Source organism: Belliella buryatensis (assembly GCF_900188245.1).
Lineage (GTDB): Bacteria > Bacteroidota > Bacteroidia > Cytophagales > Cyclobacteriaceae > Belliella > Belliella buryatensis.
Genome location: NZ_FZOK01000002.1, coordinates 139,936 through 154,458 on the forward strand (window position 1 = coordinate 139,936; position 14,523 = coordinate 154,458).

11 protein-coding genes are annotated in these 14,523 nt (G+C 41.7%); 9 read left to right on the forward strand and 2 right to left on the reverse strand.

Going from position 1 to position 14,523, the window contains the following annotated elements; all coding sequences use genetic code 11:
• The first annotated feature begins 72 nt into the window (after window positions 1-72).
• Together dnaE and trxA are read left to right on the forward strand one after the other, a co-directional pair.
• On the forward strand, window positions 73-4,362 hold the full coding sequence (dnaE, locus tag CHB66_RS02575) for a DNA polymerase III subunit alpha (RefSeq protein WP_089237683.1): 4,290 nt from the start codon (window positions 73-75) through the stop codon (window positions 4,360-4,362).
• A gap of 259 nt (window positions 4,363-4,621) precedes the next feature.
• Complete coding sequence (gene trxA / locus CHB66_RS02580) at window positions 4,622-4,960, forward strand: thioredoxin (protein ID WP_262484458.1); 339 nt, start codon at window positions 4,622-4,624, stop codon at window positions 4,958-4,960.
• A gap of 257 nt (window positions 4,961-5,217) precedes the next feature.
• Here trxA and CHB66_RS02585 read toward each other — a convergent pair whose 3' ends face one another.
• Window positions 5,218-5,781 carry a DUF502 domain-containing protein gene (locus CHB66_RS02585; RefSeq protein WP_089237685.1) on the reverse strand — a complete coding sequence of 188 codons (564 nt, stop codon included), beginning with the start codon at window positions 5,779-5,781 and terminating at the stop codon, window positions 5,218-5,220.
• A gap of 164 nt (window positions 5,782-5,945) precedes the next feature.
• Between CHB66_RS02585 and CHB66_RS02590 the strand changes: the two genes are divergently transcribed.
• Both CHB66_RS02590 and CHB66_RS02595 read left to right on the forward strand, forming a co-directional pair.
• A complete protein-coding gene (locus CHB66_RS02590; protein ID WP_089237687.1) occupies window positions 5,946-6,152 on the forward strand; it encodes a hypothetical protein in 207 nt (68 codons plus the stop codon).
• A 62-nt stretch (window positions 6,153-6,214) separates the two neighbouring features.
• A complete protein-coding gene (locus CHB66_RS02595; protein ID WP_089237689.1) occupies window positions 6,215-7,366 on the forward strand; it encodes a DUF4221 family protein in 1,152 nt (383 codons plus the stop codon).
• A 230-nt stretch (window positions 7,367-7,596) separates the two neighbouring features.
• Here CHB66_RS02595 and CHB66_RS02600 read toward each other — a convergent pair whose 3' ends face one another.
• The gene (locus CHB66_RS02600) at window positions 7,597-8,832 is read right to left on the reverse strand and encodes a TlpA disulfide reductase family protein (RefSeq protein WP_089237691.1); all 1,236 of its coding nucleotides are present in this window, start codon (window positions 8,830-8,832) and stop codon (window positions 7,597-7,599) included.
• Window positions 8,833-9,215: 383 nt separating this feature from the next.
• Here CHB66_RS02600 and mraZ point away from each other — a divergent pair, with 383 nt between their 5' ends.
• From mraZ to CHB66_RS02625, 5 genes are read left to right on the forward strand one after another with little or no spacing between them, the layout of a single operon-like run.
• A complete protein-coding gene (gene mraZ / locus CHB66_RS02605) occupies window positions 9,216-9,656 on the forward strand; it encodes a division/cell wall cluster transcriptional repressor MraZ (RefSeq protein WP_076500035.1) in 441 nt (146 codons plus the stop codon).
• Window positions 9,657-9,659: 3 nt separating this feature from the next.
• Window positions 9,660-10,565 carry a 16S rRNA (cytosine(1402)-N(4))-methyltransferase RsmH gene (gene rsmH / locus CHB66_RS02610; protein WP_089237693.1) on the forward strand — a complete coding sequence of 302 codons (906 nt, stop codon included), beginning with the start codon at window positions 9,660-9,662 and terminating at the stop codon, window positions 10,563-10,565.
• Between the two features lie 3 nt (window positions 10,566-10,568).
• A complete protein-coding gene (locus tag CHB66_RS02615; protein ID WP_076500039.1) occupies window positions 10,569-10,949 on the forward strand; it encodes an FtsL-like putative cell division protein in 381 nt (126 codons plus the stop codon).
• A complete protein-coding gene (locus CHB66_RS02620; protein WP_089237695.1) occupies window positions 10,946-13,057 on the forward strand; it encodes a penicillin-binding protein in 2,112 nt (703 codons plus the stop codon). Before CHB66_RS02615 ends, CHB66_RS02620 begins: the two co-directional genes overlap by 4 nt.
• Window positions 13,058-14,521 carry a UDP-N-acetylmuramoyl-L-alanyl-D-glutamate--2,6-diaminopimelate ligase gene (locus CHB66_RS02625; protein ID WP_089237697.1) on the forward strand — a complete coding sequence of 488 codons (1,464 nt, stop codon included), beginning with the start codon at window positions 13,058-13,060 and terminating at the stop codon, window positions 14,519-14,521.
• The last annotated feature ends 2 nt before the right edge of the window (window positions 14,522-14,523 follow it).

Consider the following 14,523-nt stretch of genomic DNA (forward strand, 5'->3'; position numbering starts at 1 on the left):
AATTTCCGCCAATACATTGCCCACTTGCTAGGATGTTTGTTAATTTACAATGCCCAAATCGACAGCGTACATATGTATATAATTTTTGATACCGAGACCACTGGATTACCAAGGAGTTATGATGCGCCCATGGCAGCAGATGACAACTGGCCAAGATTAGTTCAACTTGCTTGGCAGCTTCATGATGCCAAAGGAAAGCTGATTTCGAATAATAATTTTATTGTAAAGCCAGAAGGGTTTACTATTCCTTACAATGCTGAGAAGGTACATGGTATATCTACAGATAGGGCATTGAAAGAAGGGCATGATCTGTCAGAGGTTTTGGAGATCTTTGATCAAGATGTAGCCAAAGCCCAATATTTGGTAGGTCATAATATCGGTTTTGATATCAATGTGGTTGGCTCGGAATTTTTGAGGAAGGCTGTGCCTATGCAGCTTCCTGAAAAAAAGGAGCTTGATACCAAAGATATCTCCACCGAATTCTGTGCTCTGCCGGGAGGAAGAGGGGGTAAATTCAAATGGCCTACGCTGACAGAACTGCATCAGAAGCTCTTTGGAGTTGGCTTTGAAGATGCGCACGATGCGGCCTACGATGTGGATGCGACAGCCAAGTGTTTCTTTGGCTTGATCACAGCTGGCGTACAGTCTACAGAAGGAGGTATCGCTGTCCAAGAAGTTATCTATGAAGCACCTAGGCTGGAAGAAGCTAATTTTGCAGCAGCTACCAAAGATGATAATAAGGAAGCTGCCAAAGATGTGCTTAGAGCTGCTGGAAGGGCTGATATTTCGGATTTGAAGGATGTTCCTTTTTCGCATTTGCATGTTCATACACAGTATTCTATACTTCAAGCTACCTCAGAGATCCCTGCGATGATCGCTCGTGCTAAGGAGTATAACATGCCAGCGATAGCCATGACAGACCACGGTAATATGATGGCAGCTTTTCACTTTGTTAGAGAGGCACTAGCCAAGGAGATCAAGCCCATAGTGGGTTGTGAATTTTATTTGGCTAGAGATAGGAGGAATAAAAGTCAAAAAGATGATGGTTTTCAGACTGTTTTGTTGGCAAAAAATAAAGCTGGTTACCACAATCTAGCCAAACTGGCTTCTTATGCCAATATCCAAGGATTCTATTATGTACCAAGGATAGACAAAGAGCTATTAGTCCAATATAAGTCTGATATCATTGCTACCACAGGTGGACTTTGGGGAGAGATTCCTTTTTTGATTTTGAATGTAGGGGAAACACAAGCTGAGGAGGCCTTTGTGTGGTGGAAAGAGCAATTTGGAGAGGACTTCTATGTAGAGCTCAATCGTCATGGAGTTCCTGAAGAAGAAAAAGTCAATGAAGTATTACTCCAATTTGCTCACAAGTATGGTGTCAAATACTTCGCAGCTAATAATACCTATTACAATACCAAAAATGATGCAAAGGCGCATGATATTTTGCTTTGTGTGAAGGATGGAGAACTTGTAGAGAAACCTAAGAAATACATAGGCAAGCGTGGGAGGGAATTTCGCTATGGATTCCCTAATGATGAGTTTTATATCAAGAGCCCAGAGGAGATGAAAAAGCTCTTCGCTGATCTTCCCGAAGCGATCTCCTGTACCAATGAAATTGTAGAAAAAATCGAGAGCTACAAGCTGGCTCGTGAAGTTTTACTACCGAAGTTTGATATTCCAGCTGAATTCATAGATCCACAAGATGAATTGGATGGAGGTAAAAGAGGGGAGAATGCTTACCTGAAGCACCTTACATACGAAGGGGCTAAAAGACGTTATCCTGTAATAACCGATGAAATCAAAGAGCGCTTGGACTTTGAGCTGAAGACCATTGAGATGACTGGGTATCCGGGTTACTTTTTGATTGTGCAGGATTTTATCGCCGCTGCGCGAAACCTGGGTGTTTCAGTGGGGCCGGGTAGGGGTTCAGCTGCAGGTTCAGCTGTAGCGTATTGCACAGGAATCACCAACGTAGACCCTATCGCTTATGATTTGCTATTTGAGAGGTTCCTCAATCCTGATAGGGTTTCACTTCCCGATATTGATATTGACTTTGATGATGAAGGTAGGCAGTTGGTGATTGATTATGTGATCAATAAATACGGCTCCAATCAAGTGGCGCAGATCATTACTTATGGCACTATGGCGGCTAAGTCAGCGATCAGAGATACTGCTAGGGTTTTGAATCTGCCACTATCTGATGCAGATCGATTGGCCAAGCTAGTACCTGACATCAAGCTCAAGGCGCTTTTTGACCTTTCCAAAGATAGGGCGAAGCTATCTGACAAGCTCAAGGGGAATAGTGAAGATATTGGCAAAGCCGATGAATTGATTCGCATTTCCAAAGGCAGTGATGAAAGCTCCAAAACCATCAATCAAGCGAAAGTATTGGAGGGCTCTGTAAGAAATACAGGTATTCACGCATGTGGTGTGATCATCACACCCGATGATATTACCAACTTTGTGCCTGTAGCCTTGGCCAAGGATTCTGATATGGTCTGCACACAGTTTGACAACTCAGTCGTGGAGAGTGCTGGATTGCTCAAAATGGACTTTTTGGGTCTGAAGACACTTACTCTGATCAAAGATGCAGTTAAGATTGTTAAGGAGCGTCATGGTATCACCTTGGATCCAGATACTTTTCCTATTGATGATGTCAAAACTTATGAGCTTTTCCAAAGAGGAGAAACTGTCGGGATATTCCAATATGAATCTCCCGGTATGCAGAAATACATGCGAGAGCTGAAGCCATCAGTTTTTGCAGATTTGATTGCCATGAATGCCCTTTATAGGCCAGGTCCTTTGGAATATATTCCTTCGTTTATCAAAAGGAAGCATGGTGTAGAACCGATCACTTATGATCTGGATGACATGCAGGAATACTTGGAGGAAACCTACGGTATCACCGTCTATCAAGAACAGGTTATGCTTTTGTCTCAGAAGCTAGCGGGTTTTACCAAGGGTGAGGCCGATGTCTTGAGGAAGGCCATGGGGAAAAAGCAACGGGATGTGTTGGATAAGATGAAGCCCAAGTTTGTCGAGCAGGCTTCTTCTAAAGGGCATGATGCTAAGAAATTAGAGAAAATATGGAAGGATTGGGAAGCATTTGCCTCCTATGCCTTCAATAAGTCCCATTCTACCTGCTATGCTTGGATTGCCTATCAGACAGCTTACCTCAAGGCACATTACCCAGCAGAATATATGGCATCCGTGTTGAGTAATAATATGAATGATATCACACAGGTGACATTCTTCATGGAAGAATGTAAACGAATGGGAATTCCTGTTTTGGGACCAGATGTGAATGAATCCAAGAATGGTTTTACAGTAAATCAAGAAGGGCAGATCCGATTTGGGATGGCTGCCATCAAGGGAGTAGGGAGTGCAGCAGTAGATGCCATCGTAGAAGAGCGAGAGAAGAGCGGGAAGTTCCCCAACATCTTTGAGTTTTGTAAAAGAGTCAGTGCAAAGGCACTCAATAAGAAAACGTTAGAATCTTTGGCCATGGCAGGGGGCTTTGACTGCTTCCCTCAGCATCATAGACGCCAATACCTAGAAGCAGCCGATGGGGATCATAATCTATTGGAAAAGGCAGTGAAATATGCTCAAAAAGTACAGCAGGAAGCTGATAGTTCGCAGGTAAGCCTCTTTGGTGGAAGTGGAGGAATGGAAGTGCCGCTCCCTACTATAGCACCCATCGAACCTTTCAGTCAGTTGCAGGCTCTGAATATTGAGAAGGATGTTGTAGGGCTTTATATATCAGGTCATCCATTGGATCAATTCAGGGTTGAGATGGAATCATTTACCAACACGCCCATGACTGATTTCAACAACATAGATGTGCTCAAGACCAAGGGCGATATCAAAGCGGCAGGAATGGTGACCTCCTTTGCACATAGAACCACAAAAACTGGAAAACCCTTTGGAACGCTGACCATAGAAGATTACCATGGTGGACATACTTTCTTCATCTTTGGCGAAGATTATATCAAATTCAAGGAATACTTCATGACAGGCTGGTTCCTTTACCTCACGGGCTCAGTGCATCCCAACAAGTGGAAGGAAGGAGAATCTGAATTCAAGATCAACAACATGTCCCTGCTCAGTGAAGTGAGAGGAAAAATGGTAAAAGGCTTGAGGGTCAACATTGACCTGGATGACCTTACATTGGACTTGATGGAGAAGTTGGAGAAAATTACAGAGCGGTACAAGGGCGATGCAAAGCTCTATATCAATATCATCGATAGAAAGGAAAATATCACCCTCGACCTGATGTCAAAAAAGTATCAAGTAGACCCATCCAATGAAATGATTCAGGAGCTGGGGCAATTGCCAGAGGTGGTGTATCAGATAGTTTAAGTGTTGATGTTTAGTTGATTAACAGATTAATCGATTAGGGAGAGCTAGCGTTTTGACATTGTAGTTCTATGAAGCGTCGCTAAGACTTCAAAGAAGCAAGAAGATCACAAAATAATCCAATAGTGCTCTTCGTGCCTCCTTAGTGTTCCTTGTGTTCCCAACCAAATAAACCCTAAACTTCAATAACCCCTAATTCTTCCCTTGAATGAACTTATTGGAGTAGAATTGAATTTAGTAGTATATTCGGCATTCGAAAAACATAAAACAGACATATAAAATGGCAAAAGCAATTGAAATTACTGATTCTAACTTTGAAGAAATCATGAAATCTGAGCAGCCTATCCTAGTGGATTTTTGGGCTGAGTGGTGTGGACCTTGTAAAATGATCGGCCCGGTAGTGGAAGAGCTAGCAGGTGATTACGAAGGTAAGGCTGTAGTTGGTAAAGTAGATGTAGACTCAAACCCCGCGGTAGCAGCTCAGTTTGGAATCAGAAGCATCCCAACCCTTTTGTTTTTCAAAGGTGGTCAGATTGTAGACAAGCAAGTAGGAGCAGTTCCAAAAGCTGTCCTGGCTCAAAAACTTGACGCGCAACTGTAATTCTAATTTACAAAAGCATAAAAAAACCGTTAGCTGGACGCTAGCGGTTTTTTTATGTGATTTGCTTTCTTAGAATCGGGCAATATTCTTGGTATCAATAATTAATCTATATGATTATCCACTTTCTTACCAGTGGAACATCAAGGTGTTATAAACCTCTGATTTCAAGCCAATATCAATGAGTATCCAATATCTATTAGTATCGGATTCATCTAGACTCTTATTTTTGGTTAGGAGAATAATTGCGGATATGCATATTAATCTACTTTGCTCAAGTTTGATACTCCGCCTGATACTATAAATTTCATCACGTCGGAGCTGCTTACATTTTTGAGTATGCGGACATTTTGCTTAGGTACCAAGTAGAGGTTGCCAGAGAAATTGTAGCTATGTGGGAAATAGATGGCCACAAGCTCGGTTTCCTCCAATACACTGAGGTCGTCTTGCGTGATGAAGCCCATTCTGGACATTCCTTCGGAGAGTTTGACGATTACAGGTGTATTGAATTTTTTCTTATCTCCCACAAAAGCCGACATCAAATCCTTGATACTCGTGTAGAGGATATTGACTAGAGGTATCTTGAATACCCAGCGCTCAAAAAGGTCAAATAGTGGCTTGGTGATGAATAAGCTGGCCAGATAGCCTACAAAAGTGATGAAGCCCAACATGATCAAAATCCCGAAACCAGGCACAGGGATTGGGATGATGCCATCCAAGAAATTCAAAATCAAAATGATCACATAGATGGTCAGCGCGATGGGAACCACAAAGAGTAAACCTCTTAGAAAAAAAGTAATAACCCGCTTGTATGTAAATGTCATGGTCTATAAGTTTTTGTTTTCACCCCAAATCTAGCTAAAGAATTTTTAAAATATTTTAAACTAAAAACTTGCTTCTTTCTTTCTTTCTTTCTTGTTACCAGCTTTATTAGTGGTCAAACTTTTAGAGTCATTTAAATCATATTTTAACCAAAACAAAAATTGTTATGAGAAAGAAATTGTTAAGTATTTGTTTGTCAGCACTCTTTGTAGTACCATTTATAGTAGTTGCAGAAGAGGAGCCATGTAAAATTATTCCAAAAGCAGGTAAGGTTTATGAAGCTGGATTTTGCATTGATACGGTAAATATGTGTTTAGAGCTCCCAGATGGTATATTGTATGGGGATTGTTTCAGAGAAGTAGTTATAGAGTAAGTTTAGAATAGTATGTTTACCCAGAGTTTTCCTAAACTCTGGGTTTATTAAAGATTTGAAATATGAAAAATGCTTTATGGTTAATTTTTGTTATAGTGATATTTTTTTCATGCAAACAAAGCCAAAATTCGGAATCTGGAGTAGTTAATGCCATTTCACTAGTTCCTGTCAAGGAAGTTTCAATAGACTTGGGGAGTACTTTTCCTAAACTTCATGGTAACCCAGTATTTCTAAATGATGGAGATCGTCCTTACTTTTTTATTCAAAGTATGAAAGGTATCGGGAAATTTGATCTTAGAAAAGGCGGGGAAGCTGTGGAAATATTGGAGTTAGGCAATATCAATGGTTATGTGACGCCTTATGAGTCTGGAAATACATTGATCACACCTTTAGAGAACAATAAGTATTTATCGTATCATAATAATCGAGCGGAACTCTATTTAATAGAGAATAACGAGATCAAATTCAACACTAAAATTTCTAAATATGACGCTGATGCATTTTTCTTGTCAGCAGGGTATTACAGGCAGATGGACTTTAGCGAGGAGGTGTTCTATGGGTTATTTCAACTTTCCTACATATATGGTAAACCACCATGGAAGTATGAAAGCTTGACTCAATTAGTGATGTCCTTGGATGTAAATCAGGAGAAAGTAGAAAAGCTATTTCAGTTACCCGAAGCTTACCTGATGAAAAATGTTAATGTTTTAGATATGTTAATTAGTTTTGTAAAGCGCCCTGATACTGGTGAATATCTAATTAATTTCCCAATTACTGATGAAATTTACATCACGAAAGATTTTAGAGAAGTTGAGCATTTTATCCTTTCACCAAAAAAAGACTTTGTCGACATGTCAAATAGAAAAGGCGAGAGACCAAATGAATGGAAGAAGGAGTATTACACAGGTAACGCTTTTCAAACCGTCTATTATGATCAATATAGAGAACTGATCATCAGACATTACAGAAAAGCCTTAACCGAAAATGAGTTTGATAGGATTAGCCAAGATTCCTTTAAAATGCTTGATGAAAAGCATGAGAACAGGCTTTTGTTTTCAGACATGAATGGAAATGTTCTAGCCGACGTTGATGTGTCCGCATTTAATTATTGGTACATTCATTTTGCCGAGGAAGGTATGTATATACTCAATGATACCGATATGATAGGAGAGGACAATATGACTTTTACACTTTTTGAGATTAACCTCAATTAATAAAATCAGACCTTTTCTCTGCGTTTCATTGCGCCCTCTGCGGTTTGACTAATATTTTGACTGAGTCGCCTAAGCGTAGATTGCATCTACGCTTTCATATCCATGGAATTTACTATTCCGCATTCAACAACGAGAGACCACCTAGTCTAGATATTTGAGGTGTAGTTATAAACTACACCCAGTAGTTTATTGGTTACAAACAACACCCAGTTGGTTTGTTGTGTGTTTTATCAGCCTTCCCCCAAAAGCCCATTCACCAAACTTTCATGTTCTTCAATCCATCGATCATATAATCCTCCTGTGCCAGGGCCATTGAAGCCGGTGTGGATGTGGCGGACTTTGCCTTTTTTGTCGATATAGATAAGAGTAGGGAAGGCTACTACGCTATTGAGGGCAGGGAGTGCTTCGGACGCTTTTTCTTTGTTGCTCACTCCAGCGATTAGGAAAGTATAATTTGCTCCTAGTCGCTCAGCAGCATTTTTTACCCGCTTACTTGCATAGTCAAAGTCAGGCTTGCTCTCAAAGGCCAAGCCGATGATTTCTATTCCTCGGTCTTTGTTTTGTTCATACCAAGGAGCAAGGTATTTGGTTTCATCCATACAGTTTGGACACCAAGTACCAAATAGTTGTACCAAAACCACTTTGTCTTTGAATTGCTCGTCTTTCATGCTCAACATTTTCCCATCGGTATCTGGAAAGGAAAATTCCAAAGTTTCATATCCCTCTTTCAAATAGGTCAAGCTTCCAGCATCTGGCAGCTCAAATTCCTCATCTCGGACAGCAATAAATGTCTCTTGATACCTTGGGCCACTTCTAAATCTACCCTGCATTGAACCATCTTCTAGCACATCTCCCTGGAAAAAGAATGCATGACTGCCATCAAAAGCACTCAAGTAAAAGGTGTCCCCACTGACATTGCCTTCCAGAAATCTGTAATCACCCAAAGCAGTGAGAAAAGTGCCCGTAATGCGATCGCCTGCTTGATCCAATACAGCAATGGCTTCATATGTTTTGCCTGAGTTGTCCTGAAAGATCGTCTTCCACCTCCCAGAGAAATCAGTACTTGGCGGTTCGCTGGTATTGAATCTTTTGCGTTCTGATGACTTGCTTGCAGAAAATGGCATAATATAGTCACTGGCATAATTCCTAATATAGCTTCCTTTTAGTTCACCAGTTTCGGTGATTACCGCCTTGATATCCGAATCAAAAATGCCCAGTGGTATCCAGACAGAATCCGAGCTCACTTGTATCCCTTCTATTTCTAGGCGTTCCTGAGCGTTGATCAATACTGCTCGCCACTTTTCCCCACTTTGGGTCAGCTCTAAGCCAAATGGCAGTACATCGGGAGACATGTCCAGCTCAGCATGCCAAATGCCAGCCAGGTCTGTGGTTGAATCGTTTTTTGAGGTATTGCATGCCGCTGTGATGATTATAGTGGCAAGGATCAGCAATCGTATATTTTTCATAAGGGTAATTTTCGCGGCACTAAATTAAGTCATTAATTACTTTATCCTACTAAGCCTATGGGAAAATTTAACGTCTAATGCTATGGGAAATTCCCCCACTTTTTTCCCAAATCAAATCATACTTTGCCTTAGATTCACTTACCTTTGAAAAAAATCCCTTTTAAATGCATTTTTAACCTTTTTTACGTGGATCAATTCACCGTCCTTGTTATTGTCAATACCTTGATCATCAAGCAAAAAAGTGATGAAATTTTCTCAAAAAAATTGTGATAATTCAAACTTTTAGATACTTTTAAGAAAAAGTGGTGAAAAGTGGGGAGAAGTGGTGGGATGTGTAAAAGCTTTTATTACTTTTGTATTTATAGAAAACTCAAGTGCAGCACATGGGAATGTTTAACAGTCGATACGAATGCAAGGTGGACGCCAAGGGTCGTCTGGCATTGCCTGCCAAAATCAAGGCGGCGATTCCAGAGTCCAATGGTAGCGAGCTGTATTTGCGTTTCGGTGATGACGGCTGTCTAGCATTATATCCAGAGCAGGAGTTTAAGAAGCTCTTCAATCAGATCAATGGGCTTTCTGATAGAGATCCGATCCACAGAAGGATCAAGAGAAGTTTTTTTGACAGCTTGGTCAATGTGGAGCTAGACAATGCGGGAAGATTTTTGATTCCCAAAAATTTCATGGCCTTTGCAGGGATCGATAAGGAAGCTTATGTGATCGGAGTGGGTTCCTATGTGGAAATATGGAGCCCAGAAAAATATGAAAAGAATATAGTATCAGATCAGACTGAGTTGTCCGAACTGATGGATAAATACCTCTCTTAAGGCATGACAGATCAAGTTTACCATATCCCCGTGATGCTACATGAGTGCATTGACGGATTGGCGATCAATCCGAATGGCATCTATGTAGACCTTACTTTCGGAGGTGGTGGTCATTCCAAGGAGATTCTCAAGCATCTGGACAAAGGTCATCTTTATGGCTTCGATCAAGATGCTGATGCGGAAGCAAATATTCCACAAAGCGACAAGTTCACTTTTGTGCCGGCAAATTTTAGAGATTTGAAGCGATATCTCAGGCTCTATGGGGTGACACAAGTGGATGGAATCTTGGCTGATTTGGGGATTTCTTCCCATCAGATAGATGAGCCCGGAAGAGGTTTTTCTACCAGATTTGACGGAGACTTGGATATGCGAATGAGTGATGCGATGAGCCTGACGGCAAAGGACGTGCTCAATACTTATGAAGAATCTAGACTTCACAAGATCTTTGGGATCTATGGGGAGATCAAAAATGCCAAGACTTTAGCGCAAGCAGTGGTGGCGCAGCGTGCTTTGACACCTTTCTCCACGATCGAGGGATTCAAGTTGGTATTGAAGAAGTTTGCGCCTAGAGGTAAGGAGTTCAAGTATTTCGCTCAAGTATTTCAGGCATTGCGAATTGAAGTCAATGACGAGATGAAGGCGCTAGAAGAGATGCTGCTTCAGACAGTCGAAGTACTGAAGCCTGAAGGCAGGCTCGTAGTCATGAGTTACCATTCCTTAGAAGATCGTTTGGTGAAGAATTTTATAGCCAAGGGGAAATTTCAAGGTGAGGTAGAGAAGGATTTCTATGGTAATTTGATCAGACCACTAGAGCCAGTGACCCGCAAGGCAGTGACAGCATCTGCGGAGGAGTTGGCTGCGAACAACAGGTCTCGAAGTGCCAAACTGAGAATAGCCAAAAAGATATAAGTCATGAGTCAAAATACATTCAAAAAGAAAATCAAGCAGGGTGCTGCTCCCAAAGGGAAGAGAAAGAATCTCTTTACCCTGATGGAAGAGAAGCTCGATGTGCGTGGGATTCTTGGTGAAGGTATTCCAGTGAAGTTTGGTCCTCCCTTTTTCTTCGCGGCATTTCTTGCCATGATTTATATCTGGTCCAATCACCGTGCAGACAACATGATCCGCAAGATCGAGCGCATGCAGCAAGAGGTGGAAGACCTCAGAGCAGACGTGACCACGCTCGAGGCTGAGTATATGCTCAGTAGCAAGCAATCTGAAGTAGCAAAAAAAATTCAGCCATTAGGCATATATGAAATAGACGAACCTCCTATAAAAATTAAATACAAAAAGTGAATATCAAACAATCCATAGTACTGAGAGTAAGAGTTGCCTTTATTGTGGTGACCTTATTTGCTGGGCTGATCTTTTACAGGGTCACCCATTTGCAGTTTGTGGAGGGGGAGAAGTGGCAAGCCAAATCCGAAAGCCTGAATTTCCAATACAGACAAGTCAGCGCTACTAGGGGCAATATCTATGCAGCAGATGGCAGCTTACTATCTACCAGTTTGCCTTTTTATAGAGTAGTTATTGATCCAGCAGTGGCCAAGCAAGAGGTGTTTGATAAAGGGATTGATTCTTTATCCTATTTACTTTCCTCTTTTTACAGAGACAAATCAGCAGATGCCTACAAGCGCAGCATCAAGGATGCGAGAGTCAGTGGCAAGCGTTATTTGATTTTGAATAGAAAGCAGATTGGTTACCAAGAAATGCAAGCGATGAGTAATTGGCCGATCTTCAGAAATGGCCGCTTGGGAGGTGGGGTGATTTTCGAAAAGGTAGAAAAGCGCTACCGTCCTTTCAATAACCTCGCTTCTCGTACTGTCGGTTTTCTTAATGAGGACAAATACGGTGTAGGCGTAGAGTATAGCTTCAATGAATACCTAGAAGGGAAAAATGGCAAGGCGCTTTTCCAAAGAATCGCTGGAGGTAGCTGGAAGCCAGTTTTCGATGCTGAAGATGTGAAGCCCGATGATGGATTTGATGTTTACACTACCTTGGATGTGAATATTCAAGATGTAGCTGAGTCTGCTCTTTTGCGTCAGCTGATGAATAAGGATGCAGAATATGGTGCTGTCATCGTCATGGAAGTAGCGACTGGCAAGATCAAAGCTATAGCCAATCTCCAGAAAAACAAGTCAGGATATGGCTATTCTGAAAACTACAATTTCGCAGTTGGAGACCAAGGGTTGACAGAACCGGGGTCTACGTTCAAGTTGCTTTCTATGCTAGCGCTACTTGAAGAAGGTAAGATCAATCTTAATGAAAAGATAGAGACAGGTGATGGTACATTCAGGTTTTTTGACCGCACCATGCGTGATGCTAAGCAGGGTGGTTACGGAGAAATCACCATCAAAGAAGCATTCGAAAAATCTTCCAATGTCGCAGTATCTAAACTGGTCAATGAGCATTTTGGTCATCAGCCGAAGAAATTCATGGGCTATGTTGAGAAAGCAGGTCTTAATCAACCCATCGGATTCCAGCTGAAAGGTGAAGGGGCTCCCTATTTCAAAAACCCTGACGAAAGGAATTGGTATGGCACTACGCTACCCTGGATGTCTATTGGTTACGAAACGAAACTGACCCCACTTCATACACTGATGCTCTATAATGCAGTAGCCAACGGGGGGAAAATGGTCAAGCCTATGATCGTAGAGGGTATTGCCAAGGGAAATAAAATCGAAAAAAGATTCGATACCGAAGTATTGAGAAAAAGCATTGCTTCTGCCAAGACTATCAAACAGTTGCAGGAGCTATTGGAGGGGGTAGTAGAGAGTGGTACTGCCAAAAACGTCTACAACAAGGATTATAAGATCGCTGGGAAGACAGGAACTGCACAGAAATTGGTAGATGGTCGCTATACACAGCGCTATTACACTTCTTTTGCCGGCTACTTTCCTGCTGATAAACCCAAGTATTCTGCCATTGTGGTCATAGACAGTCCAAAGGGCTTCAATGCATATGGAGGTGATATCTCAGCGCCAGTTTTCAAAGAGATAGCAGATAAGATTTATTCCCAAGATTTGGAGATCAATGTCAAATCTCAACCCAAGTTTCATTTTGCCGACTTGAAGACAGATGAGTTTCCTTTTATCCAAGCGGGTAAAGTTGACGAGTTACAGCTGCTTTGCAACAAATTTGGGATTTCTAACCACTACAATGACGGCGGAGAGACTTGGGTCAAATCCACCGTAGTCAATAAATCCATCCAATGGAAAGCTAATAAAGTCGAGGCTCCTACAGTGCCAGATGTCAGCGGATTATCCTTGAGAGATGCTTTGTATGTATTGGAAAATAAAGGATTGAGAGTGGTCTACCAAGGTAAAGGCAGGGTCAAAAACCAGTCAATTAACCCAGGTGCTACATTCAGTCAAAATAGCGTAATCAGTTTAGTATTAGGATAAATGAAGGATTTAAAGGACATATTATACAAAGTATCGCTGACTGCTACCATAGGAAATATGGATAGAAAAATCAGCAAGCTTGCTTTCGACAGCCGCAAGGTTAGCGAAAATGATGTGTTTGTAGCCATCTCTGGAACACAAGTAGATGGGCATTCCTTCATCCCGACAGCCATTGAAAAAGGTGCGCATGTAATCGTCTGCGAACACCTTCCAGAAGCCATTCAGGAAGGGATCACTTATGTGACTGTAGATCATTCCACCAAAGCACTCGGCATCATGGCTGCCAATTATTATGAAAATCCATCTGAAAAGTTGAAGATCGTGGCGGTGACGGGTACCAATGGTAAAACCACAACCGCCACTCTTCTCTATCAGCTGTATATAGAAATGGGCTATCAAGTAGGCTTGATCTCTACTGTAGAAAACAGAATTTCGGATCAAGTTGTACCAGCCACACACACGACTCCTGACGCATTGAGCCTTCAGGAGTTACTTAAAAAAATGGTTGCAGCAGGTTGTACCCATTGCTTTATGGAAGCTAGTTCTCATGCCATCGTGCAGGAGCGTTTGTCAGGGTTGAAGCTGATTGGGGCAGTGTTCACCAATATATCTCATGATCATTTGGATTACCATGGGACTTTTGATGAATACATCAAAGCTAAGAAGTTGCTTTTCGACAGATTGCCGAAGGATGCATTCGCATTGAGCAATGCTGACGATAAGCGTGGGATGGTGATGTTACAGAACACTCAAGCGGCCAAGCAAACTTTTGGATTGCGATTCCCAGCAGACTTCAAAGCTAAGATCATGACCAATTCCATAGAAGGCTTAGAACTGGACATTCAAGGCAAGCAAGTATGGTTTCGAATGATCGGAGAATTCAATGCCTACAATATCTTAGCAGTTTTTGGGGTGGCAGTTTTGCTGGGAGAAGAAGAAGAAGAGGTATTGATGCAGCTATCCAAAGTACCAGGTGCACAAGGGAGGTTTGATAAGATTACCATTGCGGGAGTGACAGCGATTGTGGATTATGCACATACGCCGGATGCTTTAGAAAATGTCCTCAAGACTATCCAAGGAGTAAGGACTGGTGGTGAGCAGGTCATCACAGTAGTTGGTTGTGGTGGAAATAGAGACAAAACTAAGCGCCCTGTCATGGCAAAAATTGCAACTAACCTCAGTGATAAGGTCATCTTGACCTCGGACAATCCACGTGATGAAGAACCTATGGCGATCCTTCGGGAGATGGAAGCGGGCGTAAATCCCGTGGACTTCAAAAAGACTTTGATTATAGAAGATCGCAGAGAGGCTATCAAGACTGCTTGTGTTATGTCTAATCCTGGTGATATCATTTTAGTTGCTGGCAAAGGGCATGAAACTTATCAGGAAATTAAAGGAGTGAAACATCCTTTTGATGACCGAGCTATAGTGAAAGATTTACTCAACTTATTGAACAAAAGCTAAAA

What these genes read in the sequence shown, in the direction of transcription:
- dnaE (WP_089237683.1), top strand. Translation starts at nt 73, where the DNA reads ATGTATATAATTTTTGATACCGAGACCACTGGATTACCAAGGAGTTAT.
- CHB66_RS02585 (WP_089237685.1), bottom strand. Translation starts at nt 5,781, where the DNA reads ATGACATTTACATACAAGCGGGTTATTACTTTTTTTCTAAGAGGTTTA.
- CHB66_RS02590 (WP_089237687.1), top strand. Translation starts at nt 5,946, where the DNA reads ATGAGAAAGAAATTGTTAAGTATTTGTTTGTCAGCACTCTTTGTAGTA.
- CHB66_RS02595 (WP_089237689.1), top strand. Translation starts at nt 6,215, where the DNA reads ATGAAAAATGCTTTATGGTTAATTTTTGTTATAGTGATATTTTTTTCA.
- CHB66_RS02600 (WP_089237691.1), bottom strand. Translation starts at nt 8,832, where the DNA reads ATGAAAAATATACGATTGCTGATCCTTGCCACTATAATCATCACAGCG.
- mraZ (WP_076500035.1), top strand. Translation starts at nt 9,216, where the DNA reads ATGGGAATGTTTAACAGTCGATACGAATGCAAGGTGGACGCCAAGGGT.
- rsmH (WP_089237693.1), top strand. Translation starts at nt 9,660, where the DNA reads ATGACAGATCAAGTTTACCATATCCCCGTGATGCTACATGAGTGCATT.
- CHB66_RS02615 (WP_076500039.1), top strand. Translation starts at nt 10,569, where the DNA reads ATGAGTCAAAATACATTCAAAAAGAAAATCAAGCAGGGTGCTGCTCCC.
- CHB66_RS02625 (WP_089237697.1), top strand. Translation starts at nt 13,058, where the DNA reads ATGAAGGATTTAAAGGACATATTATACAAAGTATCGCTGACTGCTACC.